The sequence below is a fragment of the Enterobacter sp. SES19 genome, from assembly GCF_011765665.1.
GTDB classification, from domain to species: domain Bacteria; phylum Pseudomonadota; class Gammaproteobacteria; order Enterobacterales; family Enterobacteriaceae; genus Enterobacter; species Enterobacter pseudoroggenkampii.
On sequence record NZ_CP050320.1, the window covers coordinates 2483677 to 2503670 of the forward strand.

General features: G+C 59.4%; 19 protein-coding genes. 16 read left to right on the forward strand and 3 right to left on the reverse strand.

All coding sequences use genetic code 11. The annotated features are described in order from the left end of the window. The first annotated feature begins 10 nt into the window (after positions 1 to 10). Genes GXP72_RS11790 through GXP72_RS11805 form a run of 4 tightly spaced genes read left to right on the forward strand, consistent with a single transcriptional unit; the run spans position 11 to position 3831 of the window. Positions 11 to 1033 (forward strand): ABC transporter permease, encoded by a 1023-nt coding sequence (locus tag GXP72_RS11790; protein WP_024909542.1) that lies wholly within the window; start codon positions 11 to 13, stop codon positions 1031 to 1033. Continuing rightward, positions 1030 to 1923 (forward strand): D,D-dipeptide ABC transporter permease, encoded by an 894-nt coding sequence (gene ddpC, locus GXP72_RS11795; RefSeq protein WP_061715080.1) that lies wholly within the window; start codon positions 1030 to 1032, stop codon positions 1921 to 1923. The genes GXP72_RS11790 and ddpC overlap by 4 nt, the downstream gene beginning before the upstream one ends. Further along, entirely contained in the window at positions 1923 to 2909 is a 987-nt protein-coding gene (locus GXP72_RS11800) for an ABC transporter ATP-binding protein (RefSeq protein WP_061715079.1), read from the forward strand. The genes ddpC and GXP72_RS11800 overlap by 1 nt, the downstream gene beginning before the upstream one ends. Further along, a complete protein-coding gene (locus GXP72_RS11805) occupies positions 2902 to 3831 on the forward strand; it encodes an ABC transporter ATP-binding protein (protein ID WP_061715078.1) in 930 nt (309 codons plus the stop codon). The genes GXP72_RS11800 and GXP72_RS11805 overlap by 8 nt, the downstream gene beginning before the upstream one ends. Here the strand turns inward: GXP72_RS11805 and GXP72_RS11810 are convergent. Continuing rightward, entirely contained in the window at positions 3828 to 4577 is a 750-nt protein-coding gene (locus GXP72_RS11810) for an SDR family oxidoreductase (protein ID WP_008501706.1), read from the reverse strand. The two genes, GXP72_RS11805 and GXP72_RS11810, sit on opposite strands and share 4 nt — an antisense overlap. 115 nt (positions 4578 to 4692) lie before the next feature. Here GXP72_RS11810 and GXP72_RS11815 point away from each other — a divergent pair, with 115 nt between their 5' ends. After that, complete coding sequence (locus GXP72_RS11815) at positions 4693 to 5607, forward strand: LysR family transcriptional regulator (RefSeq protein WP_061715077.1); 915 nt, start codon at positions 4693 to 4695, stop codon at positions 5605 to 5607. A gap of 13 nt (positions 5608 to 5620) precedes the next feature. On the opposite strand, the gene GXP72_RS11820 is transcribed toward GXP72_RS11815, so the two are convergent. Next, positions 5621 to 6049 carry an OsmC family protein gene (locus GXP72_RS11820; protein ID WP_023311893.1) on the reverse strand — a complete coding sequence of 143 codons (429 nt, stop codon included), beginning with the start codon at positions 6047 to 6049 and terminating at the stop codon, positions 5621 to 5623. 75 nt (positions 6050 to 6124) lie between these two features. After that, entirely contained in the window at positions 6125 to 7006 is an 882-nt protein-coding gene (locus GXP72_RS11825; RefSeq protein ID WP_061715076.1) for a LysR family transcriptional regulator, read from the reverse strand. Between the two features lie 110 nt (positions 7007 to 7116). On the opposite strand from GXP72_RS11825, the gene GXP72_RS11830 reads away from it, so the two are divergent. The 11 genes from GXP72_RS11830 (at position 7117) to GXP72_RS11880 (ending at position 19987) form a co-directional block, all read left to right on the forward strand. Next, complete coding sequence (locus GXP72_RS11830) at positions 7117 to 7968, forward strand: Vmh family MBL fold metallo-hydrolase (protein ID WP_061715075.1); 852 nt, start codon at positions 7117 to 7119, stop codon at positions 7966 to 7968. A gap of 234 nt (positions 7969 to 8202) precedes the next feature. Next, the gene (bdm, locus tag GXP72_RS11835; protein ID WP_008501713.1) at positions 8203 to 8418 is read left to right on the forward strand and encodes a biofilm-dependent modulation protein; all 216 of its coding nucleotides are present in this window, start codon (positions 8203 to 8205) and stop codon (positions 8416 to 8418) included. A gap of 95 nt (positions 8419 to 8513) precedes the next feature. After that, the gene (sra, locus tag GXP72_RS11840; RefSeq protein ID WP_008501714.1) at positions 8514 to 8651 is read left to right on the forward strand and encodes a stationary-phase-induced ribosome-associated protein; all 138 of its coding nucleotides are present in this window, start codon (positions 8514 to 8516) and stop codon (positions 8649 to 8651) included. Between the two features lie 176 nt (positions 8652 to 8827). Beyond that, positions 8828 to 10525, forward strand: coding sequence for an NAD-dependent malic enzyme (locus GXP72_RS11845; RefSeq protein ID WP_024909550.1), 1698 nt, complete (start codon positions 8828 to 8830; stop codon positions 10523 to 10525). Positions 10526 to 10907: 382 nt separating this feature from the next. Next, the gene (locus GXP72_RS11850; RefSeq protein WP_208762901.1) at positions 10908 to 12617 is read left to right on the forward strand and encodes an ATP-binding cassette domain-containing protein; all 1710 of its coding nucleotides are present in this window, start codon (positions 10908 to 10910) and stop codon (positions 12615 to 12617) included. 196 nt (positions 12618 to 12813) lie between these two features. Next, complete coding sequence (gene adhP, locus GXP72_RS11855) at positions 12814 to 13824, forward strand: alcohol dehydrogenase AdhP (RefSeq protein WP_032647362.1); 1011 nt, start codon at positions 12814 to 12816, stop codon at positions 13822 to 13824. Positions 13825 to 13974: 150 nt separating this feature from the next. Next, complete coding sequence (locus GXP72_RS11860) at positions 13975 to 15594, forward strand: TIGR04028 family ABC transporter substrate-binding protein (protein WP_208762902.1); 1620 nt, start codon at positions 13975 to 13977, stop codon at positions 15592 to 15594. A 10-nt stretch (positions 15595 to 15604) separates the two neighbouring features. Next, positions 15605 to 16549 carry an ABC transporter permease gene (locus tag GXP72_RS11865; RefSeq protein ID WP_208762903.1) on the forward strand — a complete coding sequence of 315 codons (945 nt, stop codon included), beginning with the start codon at positions 15605 to 15607 and terminating at the stop codon, positions 16547 to 16549. Continuing rightward, positions 16546 to 17394, forward strand: coding sequence for an ABC transporter permease (locus GXP72_RS11870; protein ID WP_208762904.1), 849 nt, complete (start codon positions 16546 to 16548; stop codon positions 17392 to 17394). Before GXP72_RS11865 ends, GXP72_RS11870 begins: the two co-directional genes overlap by 4 nt. Next, the gene (locus GXP72_RS11875) at positions 17394 to 19001 is read left to right on the forward strand and encodes an ABC transporter ATP-binding protein (RefSeq protein ID WP_208762905.1); all 1608 of its coding nucleotides are present in this window, start codon (positions 17394 to 17396) and stop codon (positions 18999 to 19001) included. The genes GXP72_RS11870 and GXP72_RS11875 overlap by 1 nt, the downstream gene beginning before the upstream one ends. Next, on the forward strand, positions 18998 to 19987 hold the full coding sequence (locus tag GXP72_RS11880; RefSeq protein ID WP_208762906.1) for a putative FMN-dependent luciferase-like monooxygenase: 990 nt from the start codon (positions 18998 to 19000) through the stop codon (positions 19985 to 19987). Before GXP72_RS11875 ends, GXP72_RS11880 begins: the two co-directional genes overlap by 4 nt. Positions 19988 to 19994 lie beyond the last annotated feature (7 nt).

Sequence of the window (19994 nt, forward strand, 5' to 3'; positions counted from 1 at the left end):
GGGAAAGTGTATGACGTTCTGGAGCATCGTGCGCCAGCGCTGCTGGGGGTTACTCCTGGTGGTGGCCGGTGTCTGTATTATCACTTTTATTATTTCACACCTGATCCCCGGCGATCCGGCCCGTCTGCTGGCCGGCGATCGCGCCAGCGACGAAATCGTGCAGAACATCCGCCAGCAGTTAGGGCTGGATCAGCCGCTGTATATACAGTTTGGCCGCTATGTGGACGCTCTGGCCCACGGTGATTTAGGCACCTCCATCCGTACCGGGCGTCCGGTCGCTGAAGACCTGAAGGCCTTTTTCCCCGCCACGCTGGAGCTGGCCTTTTGTTCTCTGGTACTGGCGCTGGTCATCGGCGTGCCGCTGGGGATTTTGTCGGCGGTTTACCGCAACCGCTGGCTGGATCATCTGGTGCGTTTAATGGCGATGACCGGGATCTCCACCCCGGCCTTCTGGCTCGGTCTGGGCGTCATTGTCCTGTTCTACGGGCACCTGCAGATCCTGCCGGGCGGCGGCAGGCTGGACGACTGGCTCGACCCGCCTGCCCATGTCACCGGCTTTTATCTGCTGGACGCACTGCTGGAAGGTAACGGAGAGGTCTTTTTCAATGCGCTGCAGCACCTGATTTTGCCCTCGCTGACGCTGGCGTTTGTTCACCTGGGCATCGTGGCGCGTCAGGTCCGTTCCGCGATGCTGGAGCAGCTTAGCGAGGACTATATCCGCACCGCGCGCGCCAGCGGCCTGCCCGGCTGGTATATCGTCCTGCGCTACGCCCTGCCGAATGCGATGATCCCATCGATTACCGTGCTCGGGCTGGCGCTGGGCGATCTGCTGTACGGCGCCGTGCTGACCGAAACCGTCTTTGCCTGGCCGGGCATGGGCGCCTGGGTGGTGACCTCCATTCAGGCGCTCGATTTCCCTGCCGTGATGGGCTTTGCCGTCGTTGTTTCGCTGGCCTACGTGCTGGTTAATCTGGTGGTCGATCTGCTTTACCTGTGGATTGACCCGCGAATCGGGCGCGGAGGTGCCGAATGATGTTAACGCAGGAAACGCCCGTCCCGGTTAAAACCGCCAGACAACGCATCAACTGGGCAAAGCTGTTCTGGATGCTGCGTCAAAGCCCGCTCACGATCGTTGGCGGCGTCATTATGATGGCGATGCTCTTCCTGATGGTGACCTCACCCTGGATAGTCCCGCATGACCCGAACGCGCTGGATCTGACCGCCCGCCTGCAGGCGCCTTCTGCGCAGCACTGGTTTGGTACCGACGAGGTGGGCCGCGATCTGTTCAGCCGCGTGCTGACGGGCAGCCAGCAGTCGATTACCGCCGGGCTGGCGGTGGTGGTGATTGCGGGCGGCATTGGCTCGCTGCTGGGCTGTCTGTCCGGCGTGCTCGGCGGGCGCGGCGACGCCATCATCATGCGGATGATGGACATTATGCTCTCCATTCCCTCCCTGGTGCTGACCATGGCGCTGGCCGCCGCGCTCGGGCCGAGCCTGTTTAACGCCATGCTGGCGATTGCGATTGTCCGCATTCCGTTTTACGTCCGGCTGGCGCGCGGGCAAACCCTGGTGGTGCGCCAGTTTACCTACGTGCAGGCCGCCCGCACCTTTGGCGCGTCCCGCTGGCATTTGATCCGCTGGCATATCCTGCGCAACGCCCTGCCGCCGCTGATTGTGCAGGCGTCGCTGGACATCGGCAGCGCCATCCTGATGGCCGCCACGCTGGGGTTTATTGGCCTGGGGGCGCAGCAGCCCACCGCCGAATGGGGGGCGATGGTGGCCGTTGGCCGTAACTACGTCCTGGACCAGTGGTGGTACTGCGCGTTTCCCGGTGCGGCGATTTTGATTACCGCCGTGGGCTTTAACCTGTTTGGCGACGGTATCCGCGATCTGCTGGATCCGAAATCGGGAGGGAAACAGTGATGACCGACCCGGTACTCAAGATTGAAGACCTGCACCTGAGCTTCCCGATTTTTCGCGGCGAGGTCCACGCGCTGAACCACGTCTCGCTGGAAATCGGCAGGGGTGAAATTGTCGGCGTGGTGGGCGAATCCGGTTCGGGGAAGTCGGTGACCGCCATGCTCACCATGCGCCTGCTGCCGGAGGGCAGCTACCGCATTCATCATGGTCAGGTGAAGTTACTCGGCGAAAACGTCCTGACGGCGTCCGAGAAGCAGCTTCGCCAGTGGCGCGGCGCAAAGGTCGCGATGATTTTTCAGGAGCCGATGACTGCCCTCAACCCGACGCGGCGAATTGGCAAACAGATGGTGGAGGTGATCCGCCAGCATCAGCCGCTTTCCCGGCATGAGGCACAGCAGAAGGCGATTACCCTGCTGGAAGAGATGCAAATCCCGGACGCGAAACAGGTCATGGCGCGCTATCCGTTTGAACTGTCCGGCGGGATGCGCCAGCGGGTGATGATCGCCCTTGCCTTCTCCTGCGAGCCGGAGCTGATTATCGCCGACGAACCGACCACCGCGCTGGACGTCACCGTCCAGCTGCAGGTGCTGCGCCTGCTGAAGCACAAGGCGCGGGCCAGCGGCACCTCGGTGCTGTTTATCAGCCACGATATGGCCGTGGTGTCCCAGCTCTGCGACAGAGTGTACGTGATGTATGCGGGCAGCGTGATCGAGAGCGGTGCCACGCAAACGCTGATCCATCAGCCTGTTCATCCCTATTCCATCGGCCTGCTGCAGTGCGCGCCGGAAAACGGCCAGCCGCGCGCCCCGCTTCCCGCCATCCCCGGCACGGTCCCCAACCTCAGCCAGCTTCCGCAGGGATGCGCGTTCCGCGAACGCTGCTTTGCCGCCGGGGCGAAATGCAGCGAAACGCCGCGCCTGCAGCCCCATGGCGCAGAAGGCCAACAGGCTGCCTGCTGGTATCCACAACGGGAGAAACACCATGTCTGATGTACTGCTGGAACTGGATAGCGTGCACGTGAACTTTGCGGCGCGCAAAAACTGGCTGGGTCGCGTGACGGAACAGGTCCATGCGCTCAACGGGCTCGACCTTGAAATCCGTCGGGGAGAGACGCTTGGCATTGTCGGGGAGTCCGGCTGCGGGAAAAGCACGCTGGCCCAGCTGCTGATGGGCATGCTTAAGCCCAGCACCGGTGCCTGCCAGCGGACGCACCACGCGGGCGGCATGCAGATGGTGTTTCAGGATCCGCTCTCCTCGCTCGACCCGCGCCTGCCGGTCTGGCGCATCATCACCGAGCCGGTGTGGGTACAAAAGCGCAGCAGCGAGCGCGAGCGCCGTCAGCTGGCTGAAAACCTGGCGCTGCAGGTGGGCATTCGCCCGGAATATCTCGACCGGCTCCCGCACGCCTTCTCCGGCGGGCAGCGCCAGCGCATTGCCATCGCCCGGGCGCTCTCGTCCGATCCGGATATTATCGTGCTCGATGAACCCACCAGCGCGCTGGATATCTCCGTGCAGGCGCAGATCCTCAATCTGCTGGTGACCCTGCAACAGCAGCGTAATCTGACCTACGTGTTGATCTCACATAACGTCTCGGTGGTCAGGCACATGAGCGACCGCGTGGCGGTGATGTACCTTGGGCAGATTGTGGAGCTGGGTAGCGCCGCGCAGGTGCTTGGCGAGCCGCGCCATCCTTACACCCGTCTGCTGCTCGACTCTGTTCCCCGCACCGGTGAACCGCTGGATGAGACGCTGGCCTTACGCAAAACGGAGCTTCCCGGCAATCGCCGCCTGCCCGAAGGCTGTTTCTTCCGCGACCGTTGTCCGATGGCCGCGCAGGGGTGTGAGCGTCCCCAGCCGTTACAACCCTCACGCGAGGGCCGTGACGTCCGCTGCTGGCGCAGTGTGGGTTAAATTTGCGCCATCCCACCGTCCACAAACAGCTCGGTGGCGTTAATAAAGCTGGCCGCGTCGGAGGCCAGAAACGCCACCGCTTTACCCACCTCACCCGGCGCGCCTAAACGGCCGAGCGGCACCTGAGCGGCCAGCGCGTCGTACAGCCCCTGACGATGTTCTTCCGGCACCAGATCGCCGAGACCAGGGGTTTTGATCGGACCCGGGCTCACCACGTTGACGCGGATCCCACGGCCCTGCAAATCCAGCGCCCAGGAGCGGGCAAAATTGCGCACGGCGGCTTTGCTGGCACTGTAGACGCTGAAGTTGGCCGTCCCCTTAATGGACACCGTCGAGCCGGTCAGAATAATCGAGGATCCGGCGGACAGCAGCGGCAGCGCCTTCTGTACCGTAAACAGCACCCCGCGGACGTTGGTGCCGAAAATCCGGTCAAACTGCTCTTCGGTTATCGCGCCCAGCGGCAGCATATCGCCGCCACCCGCATTGGCGAAAAGAATATCGAGGCGGCCTTCTTCTTTGGCTATCCGGGCATAGACCTCGTCCAGGTCCGCCAGTTTTGACACGTCAGCGCGAATGCCCACTGCTGTTGAAGCGATTTCAGCCACCGCCGCGTCCAGCTCGGCCTGACGTCGTCCGGTGATGTACACCTTCGCGCCCTGGGCCGCCAGCTCCTGCGCCGTGGCAAGACCGATGCCGGTGCTGCCGCCGGTGACCAGTGCGATTTTTCCTGAGAGAGTCGTGTTCATGTCATTTACCTTTTGTTGGGTTTGCGTTGGACAAACTTTAGCCCTTGCAGGATTAGTGAAAAACCGGCAAGAATGAAAATGACTATTCACACACAGAAATAATCAGGAGAGCCTAATGGACCAGCTCATGGCGATGCGGGCTTTTACCCGGGTGGTGGAAACCGGCAGCTTTACCCGCGCGGCGGACTCGCTGAACATGCCCATCGCCACCCTGAGCAAGCTGGTGAAATCCCTTGAGGCGCATCTTGAAATACGTCTCCTGCACCGGACGACTCGCCGGGTGGTCGCGACGCCGGAAGGGGCGGATTACTATGAAAAAGCGCTCAGGGTCTTGATAGATATCGAAGATATCGACACCGCGTTTCGCGTTTCCCGCGCGACGCCCAAAGGGCATTTGCGGGTTGACGTGGGCGGCTCCACCGCCCGGGACGTTCTTATCCCTCGGCTTCCGGATTTTATGCAGCGTTATCCGGAAATCCGCATCGATCTTGGGGTAGCCGATCGTCCGGTGGATCTTATCAGCGGTAACGTAGACTGCGTCATCCGCGGCGGCCCGCTGAACGACTCGACCCTCATCGCCCGCCATATTGGCAACGCCGAAATGGTCACCTGCGCGACGCCGGGTTACCTGAAAAACCATGGCGTTCCGGCCTATCCGCAGGAGCTGTGCAACGGCCACAAGCTTATCAGCTACCTTTCGCCCGTCACCGGGCGGGCATTTCCGTTTCGCTTCAGAAAAAACGGCGAGGCGCTGGAAATCAATATTCCGCATTATCTCGGCGTAAACGAAAGTAATGCTCACCTGGCGGCGGCTGCGGCGGGGCTGGGCATTGTGCAGACATTTGAGTATTCGGCAAACGCGTATTTACAGGCGGGTACGCTGACGGCGATCCTGAGCGACTGGCGCCCTGCCGCCTATCCGTTTCATGTGGTTTACCCTCAGAACCGGCATCTGACGCACCGTCTTAAGGTGTTTATTGCGTGGCTGGCGGAGGTGTTTCCCGCCGCGCTGAAGGGTAGCCGGGCGTAAACCCGGCTGTGGCTTAGTTAAGTTTATAGTCCAGCGTAATCTCAGCCTTCAGGAGCTGCGATACCGGACAGCCCGCTTTGGCTTTCTGAATAATACCGTCGAACTGCTGCGGGGCGATGCCGGGAACGGTCACCTTGCTTTTCAGGGCAACCTTCGTAATAGCAAAGCCGCCGTCGGTCTTATCCAGAGAGACGTCCGCAGTGGTATCAATAGAGTCAGCGGTATAACCCGCTTCGCCGAGCATCAGCGACAGCGCCATCGAAAAACAGGCCGCATGTGCCGCGCCGATCAGCTCTTCCGGGTTGGTCCCCTTTTCACCCTCAAAGCGGGTGTTAAAGCCATAAGGCTGCTGATTGAGAACGCCGCTCTCGGTGGAAACCGTTCCTTTTCCGCGCTTAATGTCGCCAGACCAGTGTGCCGAACCGTGCTTATGAATAGTCATTCTTGCTCTCCTTTTGGCTTACAAAGGGTTAAGTATAGAAGGCTGTCCGGATTCTGCGGGCAAGACAGACGAGTCTTAGTCACTGAGTAAATGGTGCGCCAGCGCGTCAAGGAACACCCGCAGCGCGGCAGGCTGGTATTCACGGGACTGATAAATGCCATGGATGGCAAGCGGTTTCGGCTCCAGGGCCGCCAGTACCGGCACCAGTAATCCCTGCTCCAGCGCGGCAGACGCTTCGCGCTCCGGCAGCATGGCGATACCGCAGTGCTTAATCGCCGCGTCCATCAGCAGCGAAGAGATGCTGGCGCTCAGGTTACCGCTGACGGCCACGCTCAGGCTTTCGCCTTCCGGCGTCAGGAAGTGCCAGGACTGCCCGGCGAAAAAGCTGTAGTGCAGGCAGTTGTGCTGCGCTAATTCTTCGGGGCTGACGGGGGTACCGTGCTGCGCCAGATAGTCCGGAGAGGCGCAAAGAACCGAGCGACATTCCCCCAGCCGGCGGGCAATCATGCCGGGTTCAGGGTTATCCGTAATGCGCACGGCGACGTCGATGCGCTCTCCCACCAGGCTGACCGGGTGGTTATTCACGTCCAGCTCAATGCGCAGCTGCGGATAGCGCGAGAGCAGACCGGGCAGCACCGGCGCAATCAGGTGCATGGCGGTAAAGTGCGCGCAGGCCACCCGCAGCGTGCCGGACGGGAGATCTTTCTCCGACTGGCCTTCAATTTCCTGCGAAATCTGCGAGAGCGTCCGCGTTTTTTGCAGCACCTTTTCCCCTGCCGCGGTCAGCGTCAGCTTGCGCGTGGAGCGGTTTACCAGCCGCGTTCCCGCCCACTTTTCCATTTGTTCAAGGTAGCGGCTCACCATCGGTCGGGAAATGCCCAGCGCGCGGGCCGCCGCGCTCAAGCTTCCCAGCTCGCATATCCGGTTGTAGACCTGAGCGGCGATAACGCGATCCATATAAGCTCCATTTGCTCGATTTATGAAACTAAGCATGTCCTGTTTCAGGAATTCTGGCAAATGCGAATATCCGTACAATAGAGACATTCCTGAACAACAGAGACAACAGCATGAAATTCACTCACCTTGCCCTGCTTTCCACGCTTTTCACTCCGGCTGTTTTTGCCGCGCCGTTGAGCATTGATACCTATAACCCGCAGGAGAAAGGCATTTTCGCGGTCTCCTCCACGCTGGTTTCCGGCCCGAAAGAGGCGGTGCTGTTTGACGCGCAGTTCAGCGTGAAGGATGGCGAAGCGCTGGTAGAGAAAATTCGTCAAAGCGGTAAGACCCTGAACAAGATTGTGATCACCTCCGGCGATCCGGATTTCTATTTTGGCCTGCAGCCGCTGGTCAAAGCCTTCCCGAACGCCAAAGTGGTGGCCACGCAACACGTGGTTGACCACATCAAGGCCACCAAAGACGCCAAGCTCGCCTTCTGGGGTCCGCAGATGAAAGACGGCGCGCCAACAGAGCTGGTCGTCCCGCAGGTGCTCGCCTCCACCACGTTTATGGTGGACGGGGAAAAGATCGATATCGAAGAGCCTGACAGCTACGCGGCCTATGTGTGGATCCCGTCAGCGAAAACCATCCTCGGCGGCACCGGGGTAGCCTGGGGAATTCACGTCTGGACGGCAGACACCCAGACAGCGGAAAGCCGTAAGCAGTGGCAGGAAACGCTGGTGAATATGGCGGCGCACAAACCCGAGCGCGTCATCCCGGGTCACTATCTGGGCACCCCGCCAGCCGGGACGGGGGCGATTGATTTTACCCGTGACTATCTCCAGCGCTTTGAAAAGGCCTTATCCGTTCATAAAGATTCTGCAGGCGTCATCAGCACCCTGAAAAAACAGTATCCGAACCTGGCTGAAGAGAGCTCGCTGGAATTAAGCGCCAAGGTGAATACCGGCGAAATGAAGTGGTAATGTAAACTCTGCTCCTGCTATATTTTCGTGATAGCAGGAGCACCGTTATAATATCCTCTCAACGCCACTTCAATTTACCCCCCCTCATTTCAAAAGCACACAAAAGCATACACTTATGTCATTTTTATTTCTAAGATGAATCTGAGCCACAACCGGGAAAATATTTGCCATTCTGTTTATGAATTAAATTTTTTGCGAGCCGTACCATTAAACAGACAACGACACGGAGGCAGCATGTTTACTTATTACCCGGCTAATACCGCAGCAGCACAACCTGAACTCGTTAACGCGATTGCGCAGGGTCTTCACGCCGAGCACGGTGCTGTGACTGAAGATGACATTTTGATGGAACTGACCAGGTGGGTGGAATCCACAGATAATGACATCCTCAGTGACATCTACCAGCAGACCATTAACTACGTAGTCAGCGGGCAAAACGCACCCTTGTAAAAACCTGCTAAGCTGGATCTGCAACCTAAGGGGTTACATTTCGTTTGCGTAAGCAAACTGGTCCTTAAAACTATCAACAGGATTGAGGAGTTAACATGAAATCGAACCGTCAGGCACGCCATATTCTGGGACTGAACTACAAGCTTTCTAATCAGCGTAAAGTGGTGATTGAAGGCGACCATGAAACGCAGGTCACTCACGCCACCGGCAGAAAACGCCACGCGGGCAAGTAAGTTCCAGACTGAGATCCAGAACACCATCGGTAATCCCGATGGTGTTTTTGTTTATGTGTTGCGGTAATTAATATTTAGCTCCTTTATAATACCGCCTGACCGCCTCCCAGCGCACAGGCCAGAAAGATGACAAACAGCAGTGTCAGGGACGGATCTTCATAAAAAGAGTGAGTGACATGGACAACAAACTGAAAAAACATCGTTCCTTATACATCCCATACGCCGGACCGGTTTTACTCGAATTCCCCCTGCTCAACAAAGGCAGCGCCTTCAGCATGGAAGAGCGCAGCAGCTTTAACCTGCTTGGCCTGCTGCCGGAAGTGGTTGAGACCATTGAAGAACAGGCGGAGCGCGCGTGGATCCAGTATCAGGGTTTCAAAACCGAAATCGACAAACACATCTACCTGCGTAACATTCAGGACACCAATGAAACCCTCTTCTATCGCCTGGTGCAGAACCATCTCGAAGAGATGATGCCGGTGATCTACACCCCGACGGTGGGTGCAGCCTGTGAGCGTTTCTCAGAGATCTACCGTCGTTCACGCGGGGTATTCATCTCTTATCAGAACCGTCACAACATGGACGATATTCTGCAGAACGTGCCGAACCACAATATCAAAGTGATTGTGGTGACCGACGGCGAACGTATTCTCGGCCTCGGCGACCAGGGCATTGGCGGGATGGGGATCCCAATCGGTAAGCTCTCTCTCTACACCGCCTGCGGCGGCATCAGCCCGGCGTATACCCTGCCGGTGGTGCTGGACGTTGGCACCAACAACCAGCAGTTGCTCAACGATCCGCTCTATATGGGCTGGCGCCACCCGCGCATTACCGACGATGAGTACTATCAGTTTGTCGACGATTTCATTCAGGCCGTGAAGCACCGCTGGCCGGACGTTCTGCTGCAGTTTGAAGACTTCGCGCAGAAAAACGCGATGCCGCTGCTGAACCGCTATCGCGATGAGATCTGCTCTTTTAACGATGACATCCAGGGCACCGCATCCGTGACCGTGGGTACGCTTATCGCCGCCAGCCGCGCAGCCGGCAGCCAACTGAGCTACCAGAAAATCGTCTTCCTGGGCGCAGGCTCTGCGGGCTGCGGTATTGCCGAGCAGATTATCGCCCAGACGCAGCGCGAAGGGTTAAGCGAAGAGCTGGCCCGCTCCCGCGTCTTTATGGTTGACCGTTTCGGCCTGCTGACCGACGGTATGCCAAACCTGCTGCCGTTCCAGACCAAGCTGGTGCAGAAACGCGAAAACCTGAAAAACTGGGATACCGACAACGAAGTCCTTTCCCTGCTGGACGTAGTGCGCAACGTGAAGCCGGATATTCTGATCGGCGTTTCCGGGCAAACCGGTCTCTTTACCGAAGAGATCATTCGCGAGATGCACAAGCACTGCGAGCGCCCTATCGTGATGCCGCTTTCCAACCCGACCTCCCGCGTGGAAGCGACGCCGCAGGACATCATCGCGTGGACCGAAGGTAACGCGCTGGTCGCGACCGGCAGTCCGTTCGATCCGGTGGTGTGGAAGGATAAAACCTATCCGATTGCCCAGTGCAACAACTCGTACATCTTCCCGGGCATTGGTCTGGGGGTGATCGCCTCCGGCGCGTCTCGCATTACCGACGAAATGCTGATGTCGGCGAGCGAAACCCTTGCGGGTTACTCTCCGCTGGTCAATGACGGAGAAGGGCTGGTGCTGCCGGAACTGAAAGACATTCACAAGGTGTCGCGCGCCATCGCGTTTGCGGTAGGTAAAATGGCGCAGCAGCAGGGCGTGGCGGTGAAAACCTCTGCCGACGCGCTGCAGCAGGCCATCGACGACAACTTCTGGAAGCCTGAATACCGCAGCTATCGCCGTACGTCGATTTAATCCGCTCTGCCCGGTGGCGCTTCGCTTACCGGGCCTACGGGCTGGCTGTTTTCCCTCTCCCTGTGGGAGAGGGTCAGGGTGAGGGCACCAGACCGCACCATCGAATACCCACTAGCCAAACCCCTTTTCCCCCGCTACACTCCCTTTATCCATTAACCCACTGAATATATAAGGAGGCCAATTATGCTGTACTGTGAAATTTTCAATGTTTCACATACATTTGGTGATCGCACCAGCTCAAGCGTTATCGGTATCGTGCTGCGATAACTTCTGCTTGAGCGAAGACACCAACCCCTGAAATCCCTTCTCTCGGGCTTACTGAGTTATCGTCAGCGATGTTTGACGAGGCATAAACATGCCTGTAACTCTTGGGTAAGCAACAATGAGCACTTTACTCACTGCACAATCTTTACGCGTTGATACGGCGTTTGGCACGCTCTTCGACTCACTCTCCTTTACGCTGAAAAAAGGCGACCGCATTGGCCTGCTGGGCGACAACGGCTGCGGCAAAAGTACGCTGCTGAAGGTGCTGGACGGCACGGATTCCCCTGCCGCCGGAACGGTAGCACTGGCCGGGCACTGCCTGATGGCGCGCGTGGAGCAACATCTTCCGGACGCTATTTTTCCGCTGACCATGCTGGATGCCGTACTCGCGCAGCTGCCTTTAGCTGAGCGCGATAGCCTGCGCTGGAAAGCCGAAACGCTGCTGGCGAGCATGGGCTTCACGCCGCAGGATATGATGCTGCAATCCGCCACGCTGAGCGGCGGGCAACACACCCGCCTGCTGCTGGCGCGGGCGCTGATTCACGAGCCGGATCTGCTCCTGCTGGATGAACCCAGCAACCACCTGGACCTCCCGACAATGCTCTGGCTGGAACACTTCCTACAGAACTGGTCGGGCAGCTTTGTGCTGGTCTCGCATGACAGACAGCTGCTGGATGCCGTCACCAACGGCAGCTGGATCCTGCGCGATAAAACGCTGCACTACTTCGCCCTTCCCTGCACGGCCGCCCGCAAGGCGCTTGAAGCAAAGGATGAAAGCGATGCCCAGCGCCACAAGGCCGAGCAAAAGGAGATCGACCGCGTGACCGCCAGCGCGAAGCGGCTGGCGACCTGGGGCAAGGTTTACGACAACGAAGACCTGGCCCGCAAAGCCAAACAGATGGAAAAACAGGTCGAACGGCTGAAGGAGAGCCAGACGGCGCTCACGGCAGGCAGCCCGTGGACGTTAACCCTTCGCGGCGACGCGCTGCGGGCTGACCGTCTGCTGGAGATGGAAAACCTTAGCGTCCCGCCTGCGCCCGGGCTACCGCCGCTGTTTAACATCGATATGGCGCGGCTGAAAAGCGGCGATCGCGTGGCGATTGTCGGTCGTAACGGCTGCGGAAAATCGTCGCTGATGAGGCTTATCTGGCAACAGTTTGCCGATGAGCACGCAGACAGCGGGTTGAAAATCCACCCGCGCGTGTCGCCAGGCTATTACGACCAGACGCTTCATCAGCTGCCGGATGACGCCACGCTGCTCGACGCGCTGGAGCCTTTCGCGCCGGATCCGCAGAACCGCAAAATGGCGCTGATAAGCGCGGGTTTCCCGTGGGCGCGTCACGGGCAAACGGTCAGCACGCTCAGCGGTGGTGAACGTTCGCGCCTGCTGTTCGTTGGCCTGACGCTCGCCCGCTATAGCCTGCTGATGCTGGATGAGCCGACCAACCACCTCGACATGGAAGGCAAAGAGGCGCTGGCGCAAACCCTTCAGCAGTTCGAAGGCGGCGTCCTGCTGGTCAGCCACGATCGTCAGTTAATTAGCCAAAGCTGCAACCGTTTCTGGCTGATTGAAGAGGGAAAGCTGAGCGAGTGGCACGATGCAGAAGCGGTGTTTGAGCGTCTGCGTGAAAGCGCGGGGCTTATGACATCCACTGCGCCCGCTGTCGCCGCGATGATTCAATTCTCGCCGTATGACGATCTGCTGGAGCGGCTGGTCGCGCTGGAAACGCTGCTGGAAGACGATCTGGCGCGTAAGCCGAAGCATCAAAAGCCGCAGCTACAGGCGCAATGGCGTAAAGAGATAGAGGAGATAGAAGCACAGCTGTAAGTCTGCGCCCGGCGAGCATTTCGCCGGGCCAGAATTTTCCCCCTTAATTATTAGAGGAACGCCGTATTCTTAATCTGAAATCGAATCAAATGATGACATTATGTTGCCGCAGCCTTGCATTACCAGGCTAATGTATTAATCCTTAAGAGGTACTACACCTGCTATGCAGATTCTTATCATGAACAAGGAGATACACATGAAGGCTGCTGTTGTCACTCAGGATCACCAGGTCAACGTTACCGAAAAAACCTTACGCCCGCTAAAGCATGGGGAAGCCCTGCTGAAGATGGAGTGCTGTGGCGTATGCCATACCGACCTCCACGTGAAGAACGGTGATTTCGGCGATAAAACCGGGGTTATCCTGGGCCATGAAGGGATTGGTATCGTAAAAGAAGTCGGCCCTGGCGTGAAGTCGCTGAAAGTCGGCGACCGCGCAAGCGTGGCCTGGTTCTTTGAAGGCTGTGGCCACTGCGAATACTGTAATACCGGCAACGAAACCCTGTGCCGTGACGTGAAAAACGCCGGTTACTCCGTTGACGGCGGGATGGCGGAAGAGTGCATCGTCACCGCAGATTACGCGGTAAAAGTGCCGGACGGTCTGGATTCGGCGGCGGCCAGCAGCATCACCTGCGCTGGCGTCACCACCTATAAAGCAGTGAAGGTGTCGGGTATTAAACCGGGCCAGTGGATTGCGATTTACGGTCTGGGCGGGCTGGGCAACCTCGCGCTGCAGTACGCCAAAAACGTCTTTAACGCCAAAGTCATCGCCCTTGACGTTAACGACGAACAGCTGAAGCTGGCGGCCAGCATGGGTGCGGATCTCACCATCAACTCCCGCAGCGAAGATGCCGCTAAAATTGTGCAGGAGAAAACCGGAGGCGCGCATGCCGCAGTCGTCACTGCCGTCGCAAAAGCCGCCTTCAACTCAGCCGTTGATGCCGTGCGTGCCGGTGGCCGCGTGGTCGCCGTTGGTCTGCCGCCGGAAGCCATGAGCCTCGACATTCCGCGCCTGGTGCTGGACGGCATTCAGGTGGTGGGTTCGCTCGTCGGTACCCGTCAGGATCTGCAGGAAGCCTTCCAGTTCGCCGCTGAAGGCAAGGTCGTGCCGAAAGTCACGATGCGCCCGATCGAGGATATCAACGCCATCTTTAAAGAGATGGAACAGGGCCAAATCCGCGGCCGTATGGTGATTGACCTGCGTTCATAATCACCCACCGTTCAATTACCGCTCCTGACAGGGGCGGTTTTTTTATAGCCATTTTCCGGCAATACTTATCTTAATTCCTTTGTTCCCTTGTTTTCCCCCGCGCCCGATGATGAATCCGACGCTAACAAGAAGATAACAAAGGAATTCACCATGCAAACCCCATTTTGTCTGCCGCTGCTGACGGCGCTCATTCTGACGACAACCGCAGCCTGGTCCGCGGATGCGCCCGTCAAAGGCGGCACGCTGATTTATCTGGAGCAACAGGCGCACACCAACCTCTATCCGCCTGCCGGTGGCTTTTACCCGAACGGCGGCATCCTGAACCAAATCACCGACAAACTGACCTGGCAGAACCCAAAGACGCTGCAGGTGGAACCGTGGGTAGCCGAAAGCTGGACCACCAACGCCGATAAAACCGAATACACCTTTAAAATTCGCCCTGGGATCACCTTCTCCGACGGCACGCCGCTGGACGCCAACGCCGTGGCGAAAAACTTTGATACCTACGGCTTAGGTAACAAGGCGCAGCGCCTGCCGGTGTCAGAAGTGATCAATAACTACGATCGCAGCGAAGTAGTCGACCCGCTGACCGTAAAGTTCTACTTCAAAAAACCGTCGCCTGGGTTCCTGCAGGGCACCGCCACAATCGGGTCGGGCCTGGTCTCGCTCAGCACGCTGAAGCGCAACTTTGAAGAGCTGGGTGATGCCCGGCATATTATTGGCTCCGGCCCGTTTGTGGTGAAGGACGAGAAGCTGGGTCGCGAAGTGACGCTGGAAGCGCGTAAGGACTACCAGTGGGGGCCGAAAAACCTGGCGCAGCAGGGGCCAGCCAATCTTGACGGCATCAAGTTTATTGTGACCCAGGAGGACAGCGTGCGCGTCGGCGCCCTGCTGGCCGGTCAGGCGGATTTTATTCGTCAGGTGCAGGCGTATGACGAAAAGCAGGCGACAGACCAGGGCTATAAAATCTACGCCGCCCCGACGCGCGGGGTGAATGACAGCATCAGCTTCCGCCCGGATAACCCGCTGGTCTCTGATATTCGCGTACGCCAGGCGCTGCTGCATGCCACCAATGCAAAACAGGTGGTCGAGACCCTCTTCTCGGCCAACTATCCGCAGGCGAAGTCGGTGATTGCCGATTCCGCCGCAGGCTTTGTCGATTTCAGCGATAAATTGACCTTTGACCCGGCAAAAGCCAACCAGCTGCTGGACGAAGCGGGCTGGAAAGCGGGCGGCGACGGGATCCGCGCCAAAGACGGCCAGCGGCTGGCGCTGACGGTGTATGAATCCCTGCCGCAGCCACAAAATAAAGAGGTGCTGCAGCTGGTTGCCCAGCAGTGGCGACAGGTGGGCGCGGCGCTGAGCGTTAAAGCCGGTGACGCAGGCAGCCGCACGCTGGATAACCTTGATCCGCTGAAAACCCCGTTAACCGTCTCCGAAGTTGGCCGCGCCGATCCGGACGTGGTGAAAAGCATGTTCTACCCCGCTAACCGCGACGCGCTGCTGCAAAAAGGCGGCTCCAGCGACAAGGTCAAAAGCTTCCGTGACGACAAGCTGAATGAACTGCTGGTGAACATTTCTGCTGAAGTCGATCCGAAAAAACGCCTGCAGCTGACCGGCGATGCCCAGCGCTACCTGCTGGATAACGCCTACGTCATTCCAATTTTCGAAGAGCCGCAGGTCTTTGCCGGTGCGCCGTGGCTGAAAGGCGTCAATTTTGAAGCGGTCGGTCGCCCGTCGTTCTACGGCGCGTGGATTGAGAAACACTGAGGAGCTGACGATGCGCCACGCACTTCTTCAACGCTTTGGGCACGGGCTGCTGGTACTGTGGGCCGCCTTTACCCTCTCGTTCGTGTTGCTCCAGGTGCTGCCGGGCGACGCGGTGCTGATTAAATTTCAGAACCCGGACCTGGGCTTGAGCCCGGCGCAAATCGAGGAGATGCGCGTGGCCTATGGCGCGGACAGCCCGCTGTGGCAGCAATACGGCCATACGCTGCTGGCGATGCTGCGCGGGGATTTCGGCTATTCGTTACAGGCAGGGGTGCCGGTCAGCGAGCTGATTGCCAGCAATCTGCCGGAAACCCTGAGCCTCGCCCTGCCCGCGTTTGTACTCGCAGTCCTGCTGGCGTTTGCGCTGGCCTTTGCATCGCGCCTGCCGGGTTTGCGCTGGCTGAGTAATACCCTGCAGTCGCTGCCGGTCCTGTTTATCTCTTTACCGACGTTCTGGCTGGGGATTGCCCTCATCCAGCTCTTTTCTTTCCAGCTGCGGCTAATCCCGGTGATTAACCCGACGCCGCTGCAGGGGCTGATCCTGCCGATTGTGACCGTCGCGATCCCGATTTCCGCCCCGCTGGCGCAAATTCTGATGCGCAGCCTGGACCAGGTGGCGACGCAGCCGTTTGTCGCCGTCGCCCGGGCCAAAGGGCTGAGTGAAACCGCTGTCCTGTGGCGTCACGTTACCGGCAACGCCCTGCTGCCGGTCCTGAATATTGCCGGATTGCTGCTGGGCGAGCTGATTGCCGGGGCGCTGATCACGGAAACCGTTTTTGGCCGCAGCGGGCTCGGGCAGCTGACCCAGCAGGCGGTAAATAACCAGGATATCGCCGTGCTTCAGGCGGTCGTGATGATTTCCGCCCTCGGTTTTGTCCTGATCAATCTGCTGGTGGATCTGCTGATGCCTCTGCTGGATCCCCGCCTGCAAACCGTTACCGGAGGTGCATCATGAGTCTGGTCGATTACGCTGCCGCCGCGCGAAAACGCGTTCCAGCGTGGCAGGGAGTGGAATGGCAGCCCGGACTGTGGCTGGCATGGGCGGTGATTATTATCGCTCTTTTTGCCGCCGTGGCGCCCGGCCTGTTAACCCACTACAGCCCGATTGAGGGCATCGCCGGCGCACAGCGCCTGGCGCCTCAGGCGGGCCACTGGCTCGGCACCGATCAGCTTGGCCGCGATGTTTATACCCGTATTGTCTACGGTGCGTCCCACTCCCTGAGCGCGGCGCTCGCTGCCGTCACGATGGGGCTGGTGGTGGGCACCGGTCTGGGGGTCATCGCCGGGGCGTTCGCCGGACGCGTCGAGTCTTTCCTGATGCGTTTTGTCGACGTGCTATTGTCCATTCCGTCTCTGCTGCTCTCGTTGACGGTCATTATTCTGCTCGGGTTTGGCACCGTTAATGCCGCCATTGCCGTCGGCGTTGCCTCCATTGCCAGCTTCGCCCGCCTCGCGCGCGGTGAAGTGGTGCGCATCCGCCACACGGATTATGTCGAGGCGGCGTTTGGCAGCGGTGGGACGTTCCTGGCGGTGCTGTGGCGACACATCCTGCCCAACGCGTTAACCGCCGTCCTCGCCTTTGCCACGCTGCAGTTTGGTCAGGCCATCCTGGCGCTCTCCACGCTGAGTTTTCTCGGTTACGGCACCCCGCCGCCCGTGCCGGAATGGGGCTTATTGATTGCCGAAGGCCGTAACTATCTCTCTACCGCCTGGTGGTTAACCACCTTCCCCGGCGTCATCGTCATCGCCGTGGTGCTGGCCACCAACCGTATCAGCCAACAGTTCAGCGGAGGTCGCTAATGACCGTTCTCTCAGTGGAAAATTTGACGATCAGCTACCGCACCGCACGCCGGTGGAGAGAGGTGGTGCATAACGTCAGCTTCACGCTCGGGCGAGGGGAAATGCTGGCGTTTGTCGGTGAATCCGGATCCGGTAAGACGACCACGGCACAGGCGATCATTGGTCTGCTGGCCGATAACGCCCGGCATGATGCGGGAAAAATCGTGCTCAACGGCGAGGAGATTAGCCGGTGGGCCGCTAAGCGTCTCGATACCCTTCGCGGGGCGCGAATTAGCCTGGTTCCGCAGGATCCGGGTAATTCACTCAACCCGGTGAAGACCATCGCCGCGCAGGTCGGAGAGATTATTCAGCTACACCAGAAAGTGACCCGCGCCGAGCGCGACGAGCAGGTGCTCACCCTGCTGACAAAGGTCGGCCTGAGCCACCCCGAACAGCGCATGACGCAGTATCCCCATCAGCTCTCCGGCGGGATGAAACAGCGCGTGTTGATTGCCATCGCCATTGCCCTGCGCCCGGACGTGATCGTTGCCGATGAGCCCACCAGCGCACTGGATGTGACGGTGCAAAAACGCATTCTCGATCTGCTGGATATCCTGCGGCGGGAATCGGGCACTGCCGTTCTGTTTGTCACCCACGATCTGGCCCTGGCCGCCCAGCGCGCGGACAGGCTGCTGGTTTTTCGCGATGGCGAAATTCAGGAGCAAGGCAACACCGTCGACATCGTCCGCACGCCGCAGCACGCCTATACCCGTCAGCTGCTGAGCGATCTCCAGGGCCAGCGCCTGACCATTGCCCCGGTATCAGGTCTTCCGCTCGCGTCACCGGCCATTCGCGCCCGCACCATCAGCAAACGATTCTCGTTGGGCAAAGGTCATCAGCTTCAGGCGCTGGATCGGGTGACGTTTGACGTCAGGCGCGGCAGCACGCATGCGTTGGTCGGTGAATCCGGCTCCGGGAAGACCACCCTCGCCCGTATTTTGCTGGGTTTTGAACAGGCCGACAGCGGACAGGTCATTATTGATGATATTGATGCCACCACGCTCAGCCGCGAGGCCCGTCGTCAGCTGCGCCAGAAGATCCAGTTTGTCTACCAGAACCCGTTTGCCTCTCTCGACCCGCGTCAGACGCTGTTTGACATCATCGAAGAGCCCCTGAAGAACTTTTCTCGCCTCGGTAAGGCGGAGCGAAAGGTTCGGGTGGAGACCGTGGCCCAGCGGGTTGCCCTGCCCGTCGAACTCCTGGGCCGCACCGCCCGGGAACTTTCAGGCGGACAGCGTCAGCGCGTGGCCATCGCCCGGGCGCTGATCCTGGAGCCGACCATTCTGGTGCTGGACGAAGCCACCTCGGCGCTGGACGTCACCGTGCAGGCGCAGATTCTGGCTCTGCTTCAGCAGCTGCAGCAGCAGCTGGGATTAACCTACCTGTTCATCACGCACGATCTGTCTACCGTCCGCCGGATCGCCCACAGCGTCACGGTGCTGCGCAGCGGTCAGGTAGTCGAACAGGGCGACGTCGGAACCTTATTTGCATCGCCGCAGAACGATTATACCCGCGAGCTGATTGACGCCATTCCCCATTTTTCACCCGCTACGGAGGAGTTCGCATGACGCGAAAACGCCTGGGATTTTTCACCCGCCTGCTTGACGATGCCACGCCGAAGGAGCGCTATCGTCTGGCAACTGAACAGATCCGCCACGCCGAACGCCACGGTTTTGACAGCGCCTGGATTGCGCAGCACCACTTTCACGAAACTGAAGGCGGACTGCCTTCGCCGCTGCTGTTTCTGGCGCACGTAGCGGCGCATACCGAAACCATTCGGCTGGGTACGGCCATCATTACTCTGCCGATGGAAAACCCGCTGCGCGTGGCGGAAGACGCCGCGGTTCTGGATTTACTCGCCGATGGACGTCTCGAAGTCGGCTTTGGTTCGGGCGGCACGCCGACCTCTTTCCTGCCGTTCGGACTGATGTTTGAACAGCGCGGCGCGGCCTTTGCCGACCATCTGCATGTGATCCAGAGCGCCTGGCGCGGGGATTCGCTCACCCATCCGGATAACCACCTTTACCCGCCTGCGCCACAGCTTGCCGACCGTATCTGGATTGCCACCTTTTCGGTCGACGGTGCCGTTCGCGCCGCGCGGGCCGGACACGGTTTAATGCTCTCCCGCACGCAGCCGCGCCCGGCAGACCAGTTGGATTTAACGCTCGACGCGATCCAGAACCCTATTGTGGATGCCTACCTTGAGGCGCTGCCCGCGGGCATCGCACCGCGCATTCTGGCTTCCCGTACGGCATTCGTCGCCGACAGCGACGACTATGCGCTCAAGGTCGCCACACCGGGTCTGACGAAACAAGCCCAGCAGCATCGAGCCGCCGGGCACGCGGTTAAAGGTGACACCGTCACCGATTTTCGTCACCAGTTCGACGCCCATATCGGTTCGCCCGAGACGGTGCTGCGCTCGCTGCAGGCCGATTCCGTTCTCCGGCGCGCCACGGACATCTCATTCCAGGTCCATTCGGTCGAGCCCACCCATCGCGACACCTTGCGCTCCATCGAACTGATCGCTGAACATATTGCCCCCCATATACGTTGAGGAGATA

Coding starts and splice junctions, on each gene's coding strand:
- GXP72_RS11875 (WP_208762905.1), top strand. CDS start 17,394: ATGACCGTTCTCTCAGTGGAAAATTTGACGATCAGCTACCGCACCGCA.
- GXP72_RS11825 (WP_061715076.1), bottom strand. CDS start 7,006: ATGGATCGCGTTATCGCCGCTCAGGTCTACAACCGGATATGCGAGCTG.
- GXP72_RS11815 (WP_061715077.1), top strand. CDS start 4,693: ATGGACCAGCTCATGGCGATGCGGGCTTTTACCCGGGTGGTGGAAACC.
- GXP72_RS11845 (WP_024909550.1), top strand. CDS start 8,828: ATGGACAACAAACTGAAAAAACATCGTTCCTTATACATCCCATACGCC.
- GXP72_RS11820 (WP_023311893.1), bottom strand. CDS start 6,049: ATGACTATTCATAAGCACGGTTCGGCACACTGGTCTGGCGACATTAAG.
- GXP72_RS11805 (WP_061715078.1), top strand. CDS start 2,902: ATGTCTGATGTACTGCTGGAACTGGATAGCGTGCACGTGAACTTTGCG.
- GXP72_RS11860 (WP_208762902.1), top strand. CDS start 13,975: ATGCAAACCCCATTTTGTCTGCCGCTGCTGACGGCGCTCATTCTGACG.
- GXP72_RS11830 (WP_061715075.1), top strand. CDS start 7,117: ATGAAATTCACTCACCTTGCCCTGCTTTCCACGCTTTTCACTCCGGCT.
- GXP72_RS11870 (WP_208762904.1), top strand. CDS start 16,546: ATGAGTCTGGTCGATTACGCTGCCGCCGCGCGAAAACGCGTTCCAGCG.
- GXP72_RS11880 (WP_208762906.1), top strand. CDS start 18,998: ATGACGCGAAAACGCCTGGGATTTTTCACCCGCCTGCTTGACGATGCC.
- GXP72_RS11810 (WP_008501706.1), bottom strand. CDS start 4,577: ATGAACACGACTCTCTCAGGAAAAATCGCACTGGTCACCGGCGGCAGC.
- sra (WP_008501714.1), top strand. CDS start 8,514: ATGAAATCGAACCGTCAGGCACGCCATATTCTGGGACTGAACTACAAG.
- adhP (WP_032647362.1), top strand. CDS start 12,814: ATGAAGGCTGCTGTTGTCACTCAGGATCACCAGGTCAACGTTACCGAA.
- GXP72_RS11865 (WP_208762903.1), top strand. CDS start 15,605: ATGCGCCACGCACTTCTTCAACGCTTTGGGCACGGGCTGCTGGTACTG.
- GXP72_RS11850 (WP_208762901.1), top strand. CDS start 10,908: ATGAGCACTTTACTCACTGCACAATCTTTACGCGTTGATACGGCGTTT.
- GXP72_RS11800 (WP_061715079.1), top strand. CDS start 1,923: ATGACCGACCCGGTACTCAAGATTGAAGACCTGCACCTGAGCTTCCCG.
- GXP72_RS11790 (WP_024909542.1), top strand. CDS start 11: ATGACGTTCTGGAGCATCGTGCGCCAGCGCTGCTGGGGGTTACTCCTG.
- bdm (WP_008501713.1), top strand. CDS start 8,203: ATGTTTACTTATTACCCGGCTAATACCGCAGCAGCACAACCTGAACTC.
- ddpC (WP_061715080.1), top strand. CDS start 1,030: ATGATGTTAACGCAGGAAACGCCCGTCCCGGTTAAAACCGCCAGACAA.